This window comes from Rheinheimera texasensis DSM 17496 (genome assembly GCF_000711985.1).
GTDB lineage: Bacteria > Pseudomonadota > Gammaproteobacteria > Enterobacterales > Alteromonadaceae > Pararheinheimera > Pararheinheimera texasensis.
This window is the reverse complement of the sequence record NZ_KL544005.1, coordinates 1,274,159-1,290,685: the sequence shown is the minus strand read 5'-3', so window position 1 is coordinate 1,290,685 and position 16,527 is coordinate 1,274,159. Positions and strand designations below refer to the sequence as shown.

Here is a 16,527-nt window from a genome sequence, read left to right as displayed (position 1 = left end):
AATGCAACGTTCACGTGGTTTTACCCTGTTAGAAGTGATGGTGGTTATCGTTATTCTCGGCATTATTGCCAGCATGGTGGTGCCTAACCTGATGGGCAACAAAGAGCAGGCCGACAAGCAAAAAGTGGTGGTGGACATTCAGCAGCTGGAAAATGCGCTGGATTTATACAAAATGCAAAATGGTTTTTACCCAACCACAGAACAAGGTTTACAGGCATTAACCACCCAGCCTACGTCTGAGCCAATGCCACGCAGCTACCCGGAGGGCGGTTATATCAAACGTCTGCCAAAAGACCCGTGGAATGGCGAATATCAGCTGGCAAGCCCGGGTGAGATGGGCAAAATTGATATTTTCTCAGCAGGCCCGGACCGCTCGGCTGGCACAGAAGATGATATCGGTAACTGGAATTTAGATGGTGGCGAAGAGCCACAAAACTGATGATTCCACGCCGCGCCGGAGGTTTTACCCTGATTGAAGTGCTGCTGGTGATCCTGCTCATCGGATTGCTGGCCGCCACTGTGGTGTATTCCTTCAGCGGCGAGAGCCGGCAGCAGCGGCTGGAAAAAGAAACTGAAAAATTACAGGCACGGGTACAGCTGGCGGCTGAACTGGCGATGCTGAAAAACGTCGAGCTGGGGCTTTATATCGATGACAAAGGCTACCGCTTTATGCTGTTTGAACAGGATAAATGGCGCAGTATCCGCGAACCCAAAGCTTTAGCCCCTTATGAGTTTAAGCCGGGTTTCAGCGCAAAAATTGAATTAGAAGGCCTGGAGTGGGCCGAGCAGAACCTGCTGAGCCGCGCCGAGTTTGAGCCGGAAGATGATGGTTTGTCCGAGGCCAACAGTTTTGATGAACTGGCGGTCGAAAAGCAGCTGGAAGAAGAACAAAAACAACAAGCCGAAGCAGATAAAGAGCGGGCAGACGGCAAAGTGAAAAAACCAGTGAAACGGCAAACCGGTATTCTGACCACGCCACCGCAGAAAAAAGACCCGCGTTATCCGACGGTGTTTATTTTATCCAGTGGCGAAATCAGCCCGTTTTTACTCGAACTAAAAGAAGACAGTGAAAGGCCGGTGCTGACCCAAAGCCTCAAAGCAGTATTCAGTATTCCACTGGAGCGGGGGCAGCTTGAACAGGCGCGCTAACGGTTTCACGCTGATTGAACTGATGATCGCGATGGCGGTATTTGCCATTGCAGGTGTGGCCGTGATGCGCGCCACCACCGAACATATCCGCGCGATGGGCATTATCGAAGAGATGACGATGGCCGGTTACGTGGCCGAAAATCAACTGCAGCTGGCGCGGCTCGATACGCGCTGGCCACCGCAGCCGGCCGAAGGTGAAGCCGAGATGGCGAAAAACCGCTGGAAATGGGTGCTGGAAGTGCTGGAAACCGAGGATGCTGAATTTCGCATGCTCAAAGTGACAGTGCGGCCGGTGGAAGAACCGGAGCGCGTGGTCAGCACGTTACAGACCTTTATCGGACGGCAACGTGCAGAATAACCGTGGTTTTACTTTTATTGAGATGTTGCTGGCGGTGGCGATTTTTGCACTGGTTGGTCTGGCGTCTGTTGCCGTGCTGGACAGTGTCACCCGTAGTGACGAGGCGTCCAGAGCCGCAACTTTGCGCTTACAACAATTGCAGCGCGCCATGATGGTGATTGAACGCGACTTCTGGCAAATCAGCGCCAGACAAATCCGTGTCAACGGCGAAGCACCGGTAGCGCAGACTTTAGCCGGAGCCGTCAACTGGATTGAAAGCGATGATGATGGCATCTCTTTCAGTCATGCCGGCTGGACCAATCCGGGCATGGTGCTGGCGCGCAGTGAAGTACAACTGGTCGGTTACCGGTTAAAAGAGCGGCAGTTGCAACGGTTGTATTATTTGTACCCTGATGCGGTCACCGGTACTGAGCCGAATATTCAGCCGTTGTTGGAAGATATCGACGAGCTCAAGTTCCGTTATCTGGTGAAAGAAGACGGTCAGGAGCAGTGGAAAGAATTTTGGGACCAGGGCAACTGGCCACTGGCGGTGAAAATGACGCTGAAATCACCCCAGCTCGGTGTTATTGAGCGGGTCTTCGGCCTGCCGCTGAAGGAGAGCCGATGAATAACCGGCTCCTGCGCAAGCAACAAGGTGTCGCGCTGATCGCTGTGATGATGGTGGTGGCATTTGTCGTGCTGATTGCGGTCAGCATGAGCGGGCGCCTGCAACTGGAATTGCAGCGGCAGATTAATTTACAGCAGCGTCAGCAGGCGATTTGGCTGGCATTAGGCGCTGAGCAGTTTATTCAACGCTTATTGAAAAAATCCGCCGCGGGTAAAGAAACCACCAACCTGAGTCAGGAATGGGCCACGCAAGGCGCTGTGTTTCCGGTGGAACAGGCGACGATCAGCGGCACTGTCACTGATCTGCAGGCGTGTTTTAACCTGAATTCGTTATTGCCGGCGGGGAATAATAATCCGGGCACTAATCAGGGTAACAATAGCGGCGACAGCAGCAACCCAAATAATAACACCGGCCGGGATGGTAATACGCCGAATAACGACAACGTCGCGGAAAGCGCAAACAGAGCCAAACCAGGTCAGCAAACCCCGGCGCAACAGGCGTTTTTACGGTTGCTGGAGCAAAATGCGGTGGATTTATCCTTGCCACCGGATTATCTGGTGGCGCGGGTCACCGACTGGCTGGACCCGGACAGCACTTTGCAAAGTGCCGGTGGCGCGGAAGAGAACGACTATGCTGCATTGGAAATGCCGTATTACAGTGCCAATAGTTTGATGGTCAGCAAGTCCGAACTACGGGTGATCCTCGATATGACGCCGGCGGATTATGCGCTGGTCGCGCCGCTGGTCTGTGTGATCCCACAGGTCAGCACGCTGCAGCTCAACGTCAATACCATGACTGAGCAACAGGCGCCGGTGTTGGCCGCCTTGATCCCAGGCCTTACTGAAGATGACGCCAAAAGCGTGATCAACGGCAGACCGGAAAAAGGCTACGACAGCGTCGATGATTTTTTCAGCAGCAACAGTTCGGTGTTCAGCCAAACGCCGACTGCTGAAGTAAAAGCATTGTTTGCCGTGAAATCGGCATATTTTCAGGCAGAGATTAGCATTGATACTGCCGACAGTAATTTTAGTATGACCAGCCTGCTGAAACTGGATGATGAACAGGTGCAGGTCTTGGCGCGGCGCTTTGGAGGCCCAGGGTGAGTGAACAATTAATCATCAGACTTGGCAGTGTGCCGCAGCAGCCGTTGTGGTGGCTGATTTGGTCGGCGGCGTCGGCCGAAGTGATCGCTTCAGGCCAACTGGCGGATGCCAGTGAACTGGCGGGTCTGGCCGAGCGCATTGGCGTTAACCGTCCGCTGACAGCTCTGTTGCCAGCCTGTGATGTGGTACTTAAAGAAGTGCCATTGCCCGGCAAACCAAACCGGCAAATGTTGCAGGCTTTGCCTTACATGCTGGAAGAGGAACAGGCCGAAGATATCGAACAGCTGCTGGTGTTACCGGCGCAGACGATTCAACGCGACAACCAGTATCTGCAGCAGGTCGCAGTACTGCGGCGCAGCCTGCTGGAACAATGGCTGGAGCTGTTGCAGCAAGCCGGTTTTGCGCCACGCCGGTTATTGCCGGATGCTTTGTTATTACCGCTTATGGAACAGCCGGTTGCCGTGCAGCTTGGCAGCCAGTGGCTGTTGCGCCACGGTGACTGGCAGGGCAGTTGTATTGATGACAGCTGGTGGCCAGACTATCTGCAGCTCGCGGCATTACCAGAAATTTTGAGTTACAGCCCATGGCCAGACAGCTGCAATGCCCAGGCCCATCAGCTGGCTCCGGCTGAGTTGCCGCTGGCGTTGCTGGCACAGCGGCTGGAAACGGTGTCGTTTAATTTATTGCAGGGTGCTTATGCGCCGAAAAAAGCCAGCAATAAACACTGGGCGCAGTGGCGTTTAAGCGGCAGTCTGGCGGCGGCTTGCGCCCTGTTGTATTTATGTCTGGTCGGTGTCGAAGCCTGGAAGTTCAGCCGTGAGGCAACGACAGCCCGCGCTGAAGCCAGTGCCTTGTATAAACAGCAGTTTCCGCAGGAACGCATCGTTAATCTGAAACGGCAGGTTGAACGCAAACTGGCAGCCAGCGGTGCACAGGGCCAACACAGCCTGTTGGCGATGCTTGGTGGCATGACACCAGCCTTAGGTGGTGCTGAGCCGGTGGTGCTGAATAACCTGAAATTCGACAGTAAAAAATCTGAATTAAAGTTGCTGGCCACTGCCGCCAGTTTCCAGCGTTTTGAAGCGTTAAAAGCCCAGCTGCAGCAGCAGGGTTATCAGGTTGATCAAGGTGCGCTCAGTCAGATTGACGGCAAAGTGCAAGGCACGCTGACGCTGCGGAGTAAATCATGAAAGCAGTTTTATTATGGTGGAATGGCCTGCAGCGCCGCGAACAGCAATTGTTAAGCGTACTTGGTGTGGTGGGTGGTATCGGCTTGTTTTATGCGCTGGTGTGGCTGCCGCTGCATCAGGCGCGCGACAGTCAGGCGCTGGCGGCGAAGACAGCTGCTGAGCAGCTGGTCTGGCTGAAAGGCAAAATGCCGCAGCTGGCCGCTGCACCCGCCAGTGCTACCGGCGGTAGCCTCAGCGACAAAGTGTCACAAAGCAGCCAGCAATTTCAGATTAAAGTCAGCCGGATGCAGCCAAAAGATGAGCAGCTCGACCTGATGCTGGACGATGTGCCTTTTGAACAATTGTTGCGTTGGTTGCAGCTGTTGCAAGGGGAACATGGCGTCCGGCTGGTGCAGCTGGAAGTCACTGATACCGACATGCCCGGTGTGGTTCGGGTACGGCGCTTAGTTCTCGAATAGCTATCGGACCAGTGGCTGGAATAACACGAATGGCCATGTGACCGCAGTTACGGTTTCAGGATTTGAGAGACATAGATGAAGAAGTTTGGATTTATCGTCACTGGCGTGTTGGCTTATGTGATTTTTATGGCGGTGCTGACGCCGGCCTCGGTCTGGCTGAAGTTAGTGCCATTGCCGCCAGAAGTGCAGCTCGGCAAAGTGCAGGGTACTTTATGGCAGGGCCAGATTGATGTGTTGTCGCGGCCGCCGGTTTATCTGACTAACCTGCGCTGGCAGCTGGAGCTCTCTTCATTATGGCGCGGGCAGCTCGGTGTACAGCTCAATGCCGGCGATGTCAAAGACGACAGCCAGCCTTATCTGAATCTGCGTGGTCAGGTAAGCCCTGCCAGCTATGCGTTGCAGCAGGCGACAGTGCGCTGGCCTGTGGCTGGGATTATGCGCAACCTGCAATTGCCGATGCCGGTTGATGCCAGTGGCGCTATTGTGCTGAATATTAACAACTTTACCAAAGGCGAGCCATATTGTGCGGCGTTAGACGGCAACGCCAGCTGGCAGCAGGCGCGGTTAAAATCACCAATTGGCTGGCTGGATTTACGCCAGATAGACGCGACACTGAGCTGTGAACAAGGCAATCTGCGACTGGTGACTAAACCGGATAATCCGCTGGCATTAGCCGTCACTGCTGACGTGATGGCGGGCCGTTATCAATTGTCCGGCACGTTAAAACCGGATGCCTCGATGCCGAAAGAAGTGCATGAAGCCATGCGGTTTGTGTCACAGCCGGATGCAGAGGGCCGTTACAATATTCAGTTCGGCGGTCAGATCCGCACGCAGTAACAGTCAAAAACAACAGTTTAAAAAGAAGAACGCCAGCATTTGCTGGCGTTATTTTTTGCGCTCAGCTGATGGCTTCAGCCTGCTGTGACTGGCGTCGCCAGAATATCGGCCACTAAATCCCGGTAGTCGGTGATCGCCGGAAATTCATCGATGCTGCGCACTGGTTGCTGGCTGTCCGGATTGGCCACTGCCAATAAATGGCCAATGCCAAATTGCTGCGCTGCGTGCAAGATCGGCAGGCTGTCGTCGACAAACAAGGTGCGTTTGGCATCAAACCCGAGCCGTGCCTGCAGCTGTTGCCACAGCGCCTGTTGTTCTTTGGTCACGCCAAATTCGTGGGTAGAAATCAGTTCATCAATATAAGCAGCGAGCGGCGTCAGTTCGACTTTTAATGACAGGCTGTCCGGGTGCGCATTGGTCACCAACACGATGCGGCGGCCACTTTGCTGCAGCGCCTGCAGGAATGGCGGGGTGTCTTCGCGCATGGCGATTTTGTCGCTGATCTCGCGTTTAAGCGCGGTGATCGGTAAGTTCAGCCGGCGTGTCCAGTAGTCGAGGCAATACCATTCGATTTTGCCCTGCAGTACGGCGTATTCAGCCCGCAGCGTGGCGCGCGCTTCGGCTTCATCGATGCCGGTTAATTCGCTCCAGCGTTTAGGTAAATGCTCCAGCCAGAAATGATTATCAAAATGCAGGTCGAGCAAAGTGCCGTCCATATCCAGTAAAACAGTATCGATCGCCGACCAATCCAGCATAGGTTTTTCCATCTTTCCGATTTATAGTAGTGCAGGCAAAGTGATGTGCCATTGTAGCAGAGGCAGAGCTATGGCGGACAAACCGCATTCAAGGCAAAAACCGCGCATTCTGGCGCAGGAAATCGTGGCGCAAAGCCGCCTGTTTAAGATTGAACAGGTGCAGTTGCAATTCAGCAATGGTGAAGAACGTTTATTTGAGCGGATGCGTGGTTCCGGCCGTGGCGCTGTGATGGTGGTGGCTTGTCCTGATCCGCAACATTTTTACCTTATTCGTGAATATTGTGCCGGCACTGATGATTACCAGCTCGGTTTCCCGAAAGGGCTGATTGATCCCGGCGAAACTGCATTGCAGGCAGCCGATCGCGAATTAAAAGAAGAAGCCGGATTCGGCGCAAGCTGGCTGCGGGAGCTGCGTAGCGTCGCGCTCGCCCCCGGATATTTTAATGCTACAATGCAAATTGTGCTGGCGGGTGGCCTTTATGCTGAACGACTGGAAGGCGATGAACCCGAGCCGTTAGAACTGGTGCAATGGCGCTGGGACCAACTGGACGAATTGCTGGCACAGGCCGATTTTACTGAAGCTCGTAGCGTGGCAGCGTTATTCCTGGCCCGCAAATATCTGGACAGCCACCCCGATGTTTTTAAGTAAACTGCTCGAACCGGTTAAAATTACGGCGCAACAAGCGGGTGAGCGCCTGTGGCAGATGTATCTGAGCGGCGAGGTTCAGGCAGAAGTTAAGTCTGACAACAGCCCGGTGACTGCCGCCGATTATGCCGCTAATCAAATCATTATTGAGCAATTATCCGAACTGACTCCGGACATCCCGGTGATCTCAGAAGAAAGCCATTTGGTGCCGCTGGCACAGCGTCAGCACTGGCCGCGTTACTGGCTGATTGACCCGATGGATGGCACGCAGGAGTTTGTCGCCCGTAGCGGCGATTTTGCCGTCAGCATCGCTCTGGTGGAACACGGCTGGCCGGCGCTTGGTGTAATTTATTGGCCAAAAGAACAAATCTGGTATTACGCCACGCGCGGCCATGGTGCTTTTAAACAACAACGTCATCTGATTAATCACATCAAAGTGCGGCAGCACCAAGAGGGTGACCCGCTGCGGATTGCAGTCAGTCGTCGCCAGCCACAACACCTGATCAGCGCCTTATTGGCACCGCAGCAACAGGCTGAATTTATTGCGCTGGGCAGTTGTTCACTGAAAAGTTGCCTGGTGGCCGAAGGCGGGGCCGATTGTTATATGCGGCTTGGCCCGACCGGCGAGTGGGATACCGGCGCCGTGCATATCATTGTCGAAGAAGCCGGTGGCCGTATTCTCGACAGCCAGTTTTTTCCATTGAGTTACAATCAGCGTGAAACCTTAGCCAATCCGGATTTTATGGTGATAGGCCAGTCGACGATGGCCTGGCACGAACTTATCCAGCCACATCCGACTCCACGCCCGATAACCGGCTAACTTCCGGCAACAGTGGTTGCTGTTGCTCCAGCCGGGCATGCCAGTGCTCTGCTGGTGCCGGCCGGCCAAACAAATAGCCTTGCAGCAGCGGAAAACCGAGTTTTGCCAGAAACTTACGCTGAATGTCGTTTTCCACCCCTTCGGCCACTGTGGTCAGATTCAGCGCCCGCGCCAGTTGCAGCGTGGTATGCAGCACTTTCACCTGCTGGCGGTGATGCGGAATGGCGGCGACAAAACGCCGGTCGATTTTCAGCGTGTCCGCCGGCATATCCACTAACTGACTGAGCGAGGCGTGGCCGGTGCCAAAATCGTCGATGGCGATGCTGAAGCCATATTGGCTGAGCGCCCGCAGCCGGGTGTGTAAGGCCGGTTGTTGTGTGGCGAAATGGGTTTCGGTGATCTCCAGCTGCAACCGTTTGGTCAGCCAGGGATAATGTGCACTTTGCGCCAGCAAATAGGCAAAAAAGCTGTCATCGAGTAATTCCGGGCCAGCCAGATTAATGGCGATTGGATAGAACCAACGCCGCTCCTGCCACTGCGCCAGAATGTCGATGGCCAAATCCAGCACCAGCTGACTCAGCGCTTTCATAAAGCCATGCTGTGCCGCCAGGGCGACAAATAAATCCGGTGCTATCCACTTATCCTGATGTTGCCAGCGGCATAAAGCTTCAAACGCTTTGATCTGACCTTCGCCATTGACCTTGGGTTGCAGGTGCAGCGCCAGCTGGCGTTGGCGGATAGCGTCCTGCAATGCATTCGCCAGTGCATAGGTTTGCTGCAGTTCAGCAGCCTGTTCCGGCGCGAACTGCACCATCGGCAGATTGTTATCTGCCTGCTCGAGCGCGATTTCGCATTGTTCCAGTAAAGTTGCCGCATCAGCGTGGCCTTCACTCAGGCAATAGCCCAGTTGGTAGCGCAGCTGTATCTGCTGGGCGCCGATCACTAAAGTGTCCGGCAATTGCTGGTGGATAAGTTCCGCCTGTTGTGCCGGTGACAGCGGTTCTGGTTGAATGGGCAGCAACAGCGCGAATTTCACACCACGTAAACGGCCTAACAAAGCGTCCGGCCGCAATGACTGGCGCAGCTGGCTGGCAAATTGCTGTAACACCTGGCTGCCAAATTCGTAGCCATATTGTTGATTCAGCGTTTTGATGTGGCAGAGCCGGATAATGACACAAAAACGCAGTGGCCAGCCCGGCTGGTCATGCAGCCGTTCGTCGGCCTGCTGGCGAAAAAAGTCGGCCTTGGGCAGGCAAGTCAGCCGGTCATACAGTTGCCAGACGTGTTGATGCTGGTGTTGCTGGTCCAGCTGCTGTTTTAATTCGACCATTGCTGTCACATCTTGCAGTTGCAACACATGATGGTGTTGGCGCGTCCGCACCATGTGCTTGAGCTGCAAATGCCGGCCCGGCTGATTGCGGGCGATGCAGGGTAAATCCTGTGCCAGCCAGAATGCATTGTCGCTGCAGTCCTGTTCCGGCACCAGCACCTGACTGAGATAGCAATGGCTGTCCGCGTTGATCCCCAGCCATTGGCAGGCTTTAGTATTGGCTTTGATGATCCGGCCATTGCCGGCACAGAGCAGTGTCGCTTCGCCGTTATTTTCAAACAGTTCTGCATAAAAATCGTGGCTTTGCGACAGCTGTTTGTTTGCCTGCTGCAGACCGGTACTGTGGCGCTGAATAGTGCGGATAATCCGGGCCGATGCCAGCGGAAGACAGAGGTTAAAAAACAGAAAAATCAGCCCGTGCAGGTAGGCGTGTGTTTGTGGCAGTGTGATCGAAAAGTCGAATAAGCGCGGTAATGGCTGGTTATACAGCAAAAAAGCAAAGGGGATAAAGTTCAGCAACATCAGGCCAACCATCACCTTCAGCGGAAAAAACATCAGCGCTATTGTCGGCAGGGCATATAAAAATACGATCCCTAGTTTGGCCATTTCAAAGTCGGGGTTAAACAGCAGAATAGCCAGTCCGGCACAGATCACCAGCAACAAAAAACCTGCAGCGCTGAAACTCAGCGAGGCTCTGGAGCGGCGCAGCAGCAACAACAGCGCAAGGTAAAAACCCGAGGTGATGGCAATAATATGGTAAGCACCAATCTGCCAGGCTTGCCAGGAACTGTGCAGACAAATCACCAGAACCAGCAACAAACCGGACAGGACCATAATACGGAACACACTGAGCTGCCAGTTATCCGGGCTTGCCGTGGCAAGGTCCGCTGGAGTCAGTTTGAGATATTGACGCAAGGCGCGCAGCACTACTTCAAATCCTTGCTAATGAATATTGTATCCTGAACCGGTACCATAACAAAGTTAGCGGGCTATCAGCAACAGATTGCTATTCTGTTGCCGGATCATTTTGTAATAACTGTTGATATTGGTGTTTGGTTAACAAATCAACAGATTCGTGCAGTTCTGAGTACAGGATCAGCACCTGACCTTGCTGGATTTGTTGCAACACGGCAGCAGTTTTCACGGCCAGGCTGACTTCTTCGTCACCATAATCTGTGCCTTCGCGCAGTACATAACTTTCAATCAGCCGTTGTAAGGTTTCAGCGTTTAATTGTTGCCATGGGATCAGCATCAAAGGGTTTCCTGTGTGTAAGAAAGACTGTTCAGCCACTGCGGCACTACCTGATCCAGCCAGTATTGCGGCCGCCACAGTTTGCCACTGAGAAAACCAACGTGGCCGCCGTGTTGGCACAGCTGTAATTGCACGGTCGGCGGCAGCTGTAACGGAATTGCTGCGGGCGCCAGAAAAGGGTCATCTTTGGCGTGGATCAGCAACAAAGGCTTTTGCACTTGTGGCAGGAAATTTAAACCACTGCAGTTTTGGTAATAATGCTCTGCATTGCGAAAGCCATGCAGTGGCGCGGTCAGCAGGTCGTCAAACTGACGGATACTGCGGATTGTGCGGATATCTTTTGACGTCAGCGCTAACGGGAAATCGGCGTGCACGGCGAGTTTGCGCTGCATAGTGCCTTTGAGGCGGCCGAGCAGATAACGCTGGTAGATTTTGCTGAAACCTTGATTAATCCGGTCGCTGCTCGGCGCCAGTGCCAAGGGGGCACAGACCGCCACGGCGCCGCTAAGCAGATTAGCGGCACCGGTTTCACCGCAATATTTCACCAGCACATTGCCGCCCAGCGAAAAACCAACCGCTAGCAAAGGCCGGGTGGGATAACGGCTGCGACACAGCTGCAAAAACAAAGCAAAATCGGCGGTATCACCGGAATGGTATGCGCGTGGTAATTTGTTGGCGACGCCGTGACAACCGCGAAAATGCATCAATACCACACCAAAACCTTGCTGGCGCAAGCTATGAAACATACCGCGCACATAGTGGCTGTGAATATTGCCTTCCAGGCCATGCAATAACACCACTAAGGGTTTACTGCAGTCTTCGGCGTCCAGGCTCCAGTTCAGTTGCAGCTCGTCTTTGTCCGGCAGCTGCAGCATTTCGACCCGTGTGTGCAGCGGCCGGCGCGGTGCCAGATATTTCGCCAGAATAGTTTGCAGATGGGCGTTCCCCAGGCCGGATGCGGGCTTAAAAGCGGGTAATGGCGCAGACTGCGATGCAACTTGCAATTTTTAACTCCTGCTACAACAATGGTTTTTTAACTGTTCGGACCAGAATAATGCAAAGACGACAGTTTATCATGCTTGGCCTCGGCGCGGGTGTCGGCCTGAGTCTTGGCCTCACGCTTTATCCGGTGTTGCAGAGCAGCACGCAGCAGCGCAGTGATGCAGCGACCTTAGTGCTGGATGCTTTGTTACCTGCGCTGTTACAAGGTGCCTTACCGGCAGAAGCCGCCGCTCAGCAGGCGGCGCTGCGGCGTAGCCGCGACGCCGTGCTGCAATTCCTGCCGTTTTTGCCACGTCGGCAGCAGGCCGAGTTACAGCAGCTGTTTTTATTGCTGCAGCAGCGGCTTGGCCAGCTTGCGCTGCTCGGGCATTGGCTCAGTCTGAATGAGATGCCGCTGCAAAGCCGGTTGCAGCTGCTCAGCAGCTGGCGTGATAGTTATCTGGCAACGCTGCAACAGGCCTATCATGGTCTGCGCGAATTATTGTACGGCGCTTATTATGGTCAGCCGCAACATTGGCCGGCGTTAAAGTACCAGCCGTTGGAGTTTAATCCTTATGTATGATCCAATCGCCGAAGGCCTGACCCGCGGCTGGCGCCATATCGACGCCAGTACGCTGACAACCGGTCAGCAATTTGACACCGACGTGGTGATCATCGGCACCGGCGCCGGCGGCGGTATTGCCGCAGAGTTGCTGACGCAGGCCGGTTTTAAAGTGCTGATGTTAGAGCACGGCGCTTTGTATTCCAGTAGTGATTTCCGCCAACAGGAACGCTGGGCTTACCCGCAGCTGTATCAGGATGGCGCCGGCCGTAAAACTAAAGACCAGGCCATCTCCATATTGCAAGGCCGCACTGTCGGTGGTTCGACTACGGTGAACTGGACCACTTCAATCCGCACGCCAGCCAACACGCTGCAATACTGGGAACAGCAATTTGGGCTGGATTTTGCCAGCAGCGGTGCATTAGAACCTTTTTTAGATTTAGCGACCGGGCGGCTCAATATCAGCGAATGGGCGCTGACGCCCAACCACAATAATGGTGCACTACAACGTGGCTGTCAGGCGCTTGGCTGGCAATACACGGTGATCCACCGCAACGTCAAAGGTTGTGCCAATACCGGGTATTGCGGCATGGGCTGCCCGCTGAATGCCAAGCAATCGATGCTGGTGACCACTATTCCGGTGGCGCTCGATGGCGGTGCCACACTCATCAGTCGGGTGTCGGCGCGGGAGCTGGTCTGGCGTGGTAATGAAATTCAGGAGCTTTGGGCAGTGCCGGTCGACGCACAGTTCCAAACCGACCCGCGGCTTAAAATCCGCATCCGTGCGCGGCACTATGTGCTGGCGGGCGGCGCGATCAACAGCCCGGCTTTGTTATTGCGCTCCAAAGTACCAGACCCATCCGGCCGGCTTGGTAAACATACTTACTTGCATCCCAGTGTGATCTCCGGTGCTTTGTTTGCTGAAGCTGTCAACGGTCACCAGGGCGCACCGCAGTCGATTTACTCTGACCAGTTTGTCTGGCCTGAAGCGGCGAAGGCTGGCTTTAAGCTCGAAGTACCGCCGTTACATCCGGTATTGATGGCCAGCAAACTAACCGGTATGGCCGAAGCGCACGCCGACCTGATGCGTCAGTTTAATCATCTGCAAGTGATGATTGCGTTGTTGCGTGACGGTTTTCATCCGGAAGCGCAAGGTGGGGCAGTCCAGCTCGACAGTGACGGCGAACCGCAGCTGGATTACCCGCTGACTGAGTATCTGTGGGATGGGGTAAGACGGGCTTATCTGGCGATGGCGGAGTTACAGTTTGCGGCAGGAGCAGCAGCAGTATTGCCGGTGCATGACGATGCGCAAATGTATCGTAGCTGGTCGCAAGCCAAAGCCGCGATTGCGGAACTGCCGCTGCAGCGTTATCGCGCGACCCTTGCTTCAGCCCATGTGATGGGCGGCTGCAATATGAGTGCTGACCCGGCAACCGGCGTGGTCGACAGCTTCGGCCGGCATCAGCAGCTGAAGAATCTGACGGTTTGTGATGGTTCGATTTTGCCAAGTAGCCTGGGGGCGAATCCTCAATTAACAATTTACGCGCTGAGCTGGCGGATTTGCACTGAGCTGATAAAAAAACTGTCGGTGTGATTGCTCATACCGACAGCAACATTGGCAAAGAGTTCGGGCCAACAAAACGCTTTGCATCAGTCCGGTTGGGCAGGGGATGATGCGCCGCGCAGTCTTACAAGTGACGAGAGAACACAGCAATCAGGCAATAATCAGCAGGCTAGTCGTTCGGGCCGGCGTGGCTGATTTTGTACATAAAATACACCGCGTAAAACGCGCAGAGTCCCAGCACAATCGCCAGACCAGTAAATGAAATGAAGATGACCGGGTCATTCATAAATTCGTGCCACAGGTTCATGATGTTTGCCTCCATTGACTTGATGAAGGCAGTGTAGTCAGCAGCAGGCAGCTAAACCCTGATACAGATCAAGCTTTGGCGGGGGAAAATGGCTGTGACAGACCCAGTTGCAGCAGGGCTTGATCCAGATCAACAGTCAGTTGCTGCTGGATAGAAAACGGTACCAGATGGCTGTGCAGATATTGCTGACGCAGCGTGGCCGCGGCGACGGTACAACAGCTTGAGTTGGCGCAGCATTGCACTAATGCTCGCTGTTCCAGCCGCTCAGCCGTCAATTCAGTATCGAGCAGTTGTTGGCGCAATTGCACTAACAACGGGTCGGCGGCTTTGTCCTTCAGCACCCGACTGATATCACGCCGGATTTGCCGAATGTTTTGCGTGGTCAGATGCTGCGGGCTCAGTGCTTGCATCAACTGCGGCAATGGCGGCAAATACGGCCGCCAGGCGCTCAGTAGCAACAGATTCACATTACAGCTGTATTGGTCTTGTAACGCCAGCAGTTCAGTCTGCAGCAAAGGGTATAGTGCCAGACTGAACTGCCAGAATTGTTCGGCATGGTCGGTTTCAGCCGGCAGTTCAGTTGAGCTTGTATCAGTTAAACGATGGTCAGTTAACACCGTTGGCCTGCCAGAAATTCTCGGTTTTCAGCTCCAGCTGTTCCTGCGCTTCAAACCAATTGAGCTCGACGTCCCCCAGTTCATTGCTGAGTTTGGTTTGCTCGGCCAGCAACTTAGTCAGGTCGGCTTTACGGTTGGCATCGTACAGGCCGACATCGGCCAGCTCAGTTTCAATGTTGTTCAACCTTGCCTGCAGTTTTTCCTGCTGTTGTTCCAGTTTTTCAATTTGTTGCTTCAGCGGCCGCAGTAAATTGCGCAGGTCGGCTTCGAGGCGTTTCTGGTCTTTGCGCTGCTGTGCTACCGGCGCTTCGGTGCTGGCTGGCGAGGCTTTTTGCAGTTGCAGTTTGCTGTCGTTTTGCAGCCACTGGTAATAATCCTGCAAATCGCCGGCAAATGGTGCCACTTTGCCATGCGCCACCAGATAAAACTCGTCTGTGGTGGAGGCCAGTAAATGTCGATCGTGCGACACGACGACGATAGCGCCTTCAAAACCCTGCAGCGCCATCACAATGGCTTCGCGCATGTCGAGATCGAGGTGGTTGGTCGGTTCGTCGAGTAACAGCAGGTTTGGCCGCTGATACACCAGCAGCGCCAGCACTAACCGCGCTTTTTCACCGCCGGAAAAAGGTCCGCACGGCGCTAAGGCTTTATCACCATGAAAACCAAAACCACCAACATAATCGCGCAGGCTCTGTTCGGTTGCTTGTGGTGCCAGCCGGACTAAATGTTGCAGCGGTGAATCCTGCGGCCGCAGTGTTTCGAGCTGATGCTGGGCAAAATAACCGATGCTGACGCCGTTGGCGTACCATAAATCACCAGCCTGCGGCGGCATAGCACCGGATAACAGCTTGATTAAGGTCGATTTACCAGCACCGTTGCGGCCTAATAAACCGATGCGGCTGCCTGGCAAAAGCTGAAAATTAATCTGCTGTAAAATTGAAGTGTCGCCATAACCGGCGCGCACATTTTCTAATTTCAACAGCGGGTTTGGCAGCGCCCGCGGCGGCAGAAACTCAAACTGAAAGGGCGAATCGACATGCGCCGGCGCCAATAACGTCATGCGCTCTAAGGCTTTAATCCGGCTTTGCGCCTGTTTGGCTTTGGTGGCCTGCGCGCGGAAGCGGTCAATATAAGATTGCAGATGCGCAACCTGACGCTGTTGTTTTTCATACATCGATTGTTGCTGCGCCATTTGCTCAGCACGCTGACGTTCAAACTGGCTGTAGTTGCCGCGATATAAATTCAGTTTCTGATTGTCGATATGCACGGTGTTATCGATGACGGCATCAAGAAAATCGCGGTCGTGGCTAATCAGCAGCAAAGTGCCGTCGAAGTTGCTCAGGTATTTTTCCAGCCACAGCACTGCGTCTAAATCGAGGTGGTTGGTCGGTTCATCGAGAAGCAGCAATTCAGCGCGTTGCATCAGCGCCCGCGCCAGATTCAGCCGCATGCGCCAGCCACCAGAGAAAGACTTCACGCTGTGTTGTTGCATCTCACCACTGAACCCGAGGCCGTCGAGCAACGTACCTGCTTTGGCTTCGGCGCGATAACCATCCAGCGTTTCAATCTGATGATGTACCGCGACCAGATCGGTGTCGGCTGCGGCATGGCGTACCAGCAACAGCAACGGATACAGCGATTCGTCGCCCTGCAGCACGTAGTCCATCGCGCTGATGTCCAGCGCCGGCGTTTCCTGCGCTACTGTGGCGATGGTCCAGCTGGCCGGGATACTGACACTGCCGGCGTCCGGCTGCAGTTTGCCCTGTAGCATGGCAAACAGGGATGATTTGCCACAACCGTTGGCGCCGATAATACCGACCTTTTGGCCCGGAAATACGGTAAGATCGGCGTCTTGTAATAAAGCCAGAGCGCCGCGGCGTAATTCGATGTTCTGAAGTTGGATCATAAAAACTATACCCGTCGGAAGAGGCTGCTAATGTAATCGGAATGGCCCGGCAAACCAAGTATTGCCGCGGTTTTTACTCTGTGGG

General features: G+C 54.3%; 19 protein-coding genes. 12 read left to right on the top strand and 7 right to left on the bottom strand.

All coding sequences use genetic code 11. The features are described from left to right. The first annotated feature begins 1 nt into the window (after position 1). From gspG to Q399_RS0116240, 8 genes are all read left to right on the top strand, one after another. Entirely contained in the window at positions 2-439 is a 438-nt protein-coding gene (gspG, locus tag Q399_RS0116275; RefSeq protein ID WP_031570250.1) for a type II secretion system major pseudopilin GspG, read from the top strand. Next, entirely contained in the window at positions 439-1,149 is a 711-nt protein-coding gene (gspH, locus tag Q399_RS0116270; protein WP_031570248.1) for a type II secretion system minor pseudopilin GspH, read from the top strand. The genes gspG and gspH overlap by 1 nt, the downstream gene beginning before the upstream one ends. Beyond that, entirely contained in the window at positions 1,133-1,507 is a 375-nt protein-coding gene (gspI, locus tag Q399_RS0116265; protein ID WP_051686086.1) for a type II secretion system minor pseudopilin GspI, read from the top strand. Before gspH ends, gspI begins: the two co-directional genes overlap by 17 nt. Next, positions 1,497-2,114 carry a type II secretion system minor pseudopilin GspJ gene (gspJ, locus tag Q399_RS0116260; protein ID WP_031570242.1) on the top strand — a complete coding sequence of 206 codons (618 nt, stop codon included), beginning with the start codon at positions 1,497-1,499 and terminating at the stop codon, positions 2,112-2,114. The genes gspI and gspJ overlap by 11 nt, the downstream gene beginning before the upstream one ends. Continuing rightward, positions 2,111-3,217: a type II secretion system minor pseudopilin GspK gene (gene gspK / locus Q399_RS0116255; RefSeq protein WP_031570239.1), complete on the top strand. Its 1,107-nt coding sequence runs from the start codon at positions 2,111-2,113 to the stop codon at positions 3,215-3,217. The genes gspJ and gspK overlap by 4 nt, the downstream gene beginning before the upstream one ends. Next, complete coding sequence (gspL, locus tag Q399_RS0116250; RefSeq protein ID WP_031570236.1) at positions 3,214-4,407, top strand: type II secretion system protein GspL; 1,194 nt, start codon at positions 3,214-3,216, stop codon at positions 4,405-4,407. The genes gspK and gspL overlap by 4 nt, the downstream gene beginning before the upstream one ends. Continuing rightward, entirely contained in the window at positions 4,404-4,865 is a 462-nt protein-coding gene (gene gspM / locus Q399_RS0116245) for a type II secretion system protein GspM (RefSeq protein ID WP_031570233.1), read from the top strand. The genes gspL and gspM overlap by 4 nt, the downstream gene beginning before the upstream one ends. A gap of 75 nt (positions 4,866-4,940) precedes the next feature. Beyond that, the gene (locus Q399_RS0116240) at positions 4,941-5,702 is read left to right on the top strand and encodes a type II secretion system protein N (protein ID WP_031570230.1); all 762 of its coding nucleotides are present in this window, start codon (positions 4,941-4,943) and stop codon (positions 5,700-5,702) included. A gap of 74 nt (positions 5,703-5,776) precedes the next feature. On the opposite strand, the gene yrfG is transcribed toward Q399_RS0116240, so the two are convergent. Further along, the gene (gene yrfG, locus Q399_RS0116235; RefSeq protein ID WP_307691194.1) at positions 5,777-6,469 is read right to left on the bottom strand and encodes a GMP/IMP nucleotidase; all 693 of its coding nucleotides are present in this window, start codon (positions 6,467-6,469) and stop codon (positions 5,777-5,779) included. A 58-nt stretch (positions 6,470-6,527) separates the two neighbouring features. On the opposite strand from yrfG, the gene nudE reads away from it, so the two are divergent. Continuing rightward, positions 6,528-7,106, top strand: coding sequence for an ADP compounds hydrolase NudE (nudE, locus tag Q399_RS0116230; RefSeq protein ID WP_031570224.1), 579 nt, complete (start codon positions 6,528-6,530; stop codon positions 7,104-7,106). Then, positions 7,093-7,923 carry a 3'(2'),5'-bisphosphate nucleotidase CysQ gene (gene cysQ / locus Q399_RS0116225; protein ID WP_031570221.1) on the top strand — a complete coding sequence of 277 codons (831 nt, stop codon included), beginning with the start codon at positions 7,093-7,095 and terminating at the stop codon, positions 7,921-7,923. The genes nudE and cysQ overlap by 14 nt, the downstream gene beginning before the upstream one ends. Here the strand turns inward: cysQ and Q399_RS0116220 are convergent. From Q399_RS0116220 to Q399_RS0116210, 3 genes are all read right to left on the bottom strand, one after another. Continuing rightward, positions 7,883-10,180 carry a phosphodiesterase gene (locus Q399_RS0116220; RefSeq protein ID WP_031570217.1) on the bottom strand — a complete coding sequence of 766 codons (2,298 nt, stop codon included), beginning with the start codon at positions 10,178-10,180 and terminating at the stop codon, positions 7,883-7,885. The two genes, cysQ and Q399_RS0116220, sit on opposite strands and share 41 nt — an antisense overlap. A gap of 79 nt (positions 10,181-10,259) precedes the next feature. Then, a complete protein-coding gene (locus Q399_RS0116215; protein WP_031570214.1) occupies positions 10,260-10,505 on the bottom strand; it encodes a YheU family protein in 246 nt (81 codons plus the stop codon). Beyond that, a complete protein-coding gene (locus Q399_RS0116210) occupies positions 10,505-11,509 on the bottom strand; it encodes a hydrolase (RefSeq protein WP_037046192.1) in 1,005 nt (334 codons plus the stop codon). The genes Q399_RS0116215 and Q399_RS0116210 overlap by 1 nt, the downstream gene beginning before the upstream one ends. A 50-nt stretch (positions 11,510-11,559) precedes the next feature. On the opposite strand from Q399_RS0116210, the gene Q399_RS0116205 reads away from it, so the two are divergent. Both Q399_RS0116205 and Q399_RS0116200 read left to right on the top strand, forming a co-directional pair. Beyond that, positions 11,560-12,069, top strand: a complete 510-nt coding sequence (locus Q399_RS0116205) for a hypothetical protein (protein WP_031570209.1) — start codon at positions 11,560-11,562, stop codon at positions 12,067-12,069. Continuing rightward, complete coding sequence (locus Q399_RS0116200) at positions 12,062-13,642, top strand: GMC family oxidoreductase (protein ID WP_051686085.1); 1,581 nt, start codon at positions 12,062-12,064, stop codon at positions 13,640-13,642. The genes Q399_RS0116205 and Q399_RS0116200 overlap by 8 nt, the downstream gene beginning before the upstream one ends. Before the next feature lie 139 nt (positions 13,643-13,781). On the opposite strand, the gene Q399_RS21960 is transcribed toward Q399_RS0116200, so the two are convergent. The 3 genes from Q399_RS21960 to Q399_RS0116185 all read right to left on the bottom strand — a co-directional run bounded on the left by Q399_RS21960 (position 13,782) and on the right by Q399_RS0116185 (position 16,442). Continuing rightward, the gene (locus tag Q399_RS21960; protein ID WP_084164426.1) at positions 13,782-13,919 is read right to left on the bottom strand and encodes a DUF3149 domain-containing protein; all 138 of its coding nucleotides are present in this window, start codon (positions 13,917-13,919) and stop codon (positions 13,782-13,784) included. A 68-nt stretch (positions 13,920-13,987) separates the two neighbouring features. Then, positions 13,988-14,536, bottom strand: a complete 549-nt coding sequence (locus Q399_RS0116190) for a DUF2390 domain-containing protein (RefSeq protein WP_051686084.1) — start codon at positions 14,534-14,536, stop codon at positions 13,988-13,990. After that, entirely contained in the window at positions 14,526-16,442 is a 1,917-nt protein-coding gene (locus tag Q399_RS0116185; protein ID WP_031570200.1) for an ATP-binding cassette domain-containing protein, read from the bottom strand. The genes Q399_RS0116190 and Q399_RS0116185 overlap by 11 nt, the downstream gene beginning before the upstream one ends. Between the last annotated feature and the right edge of the window lie 85 nt (positions 16,443-16,527).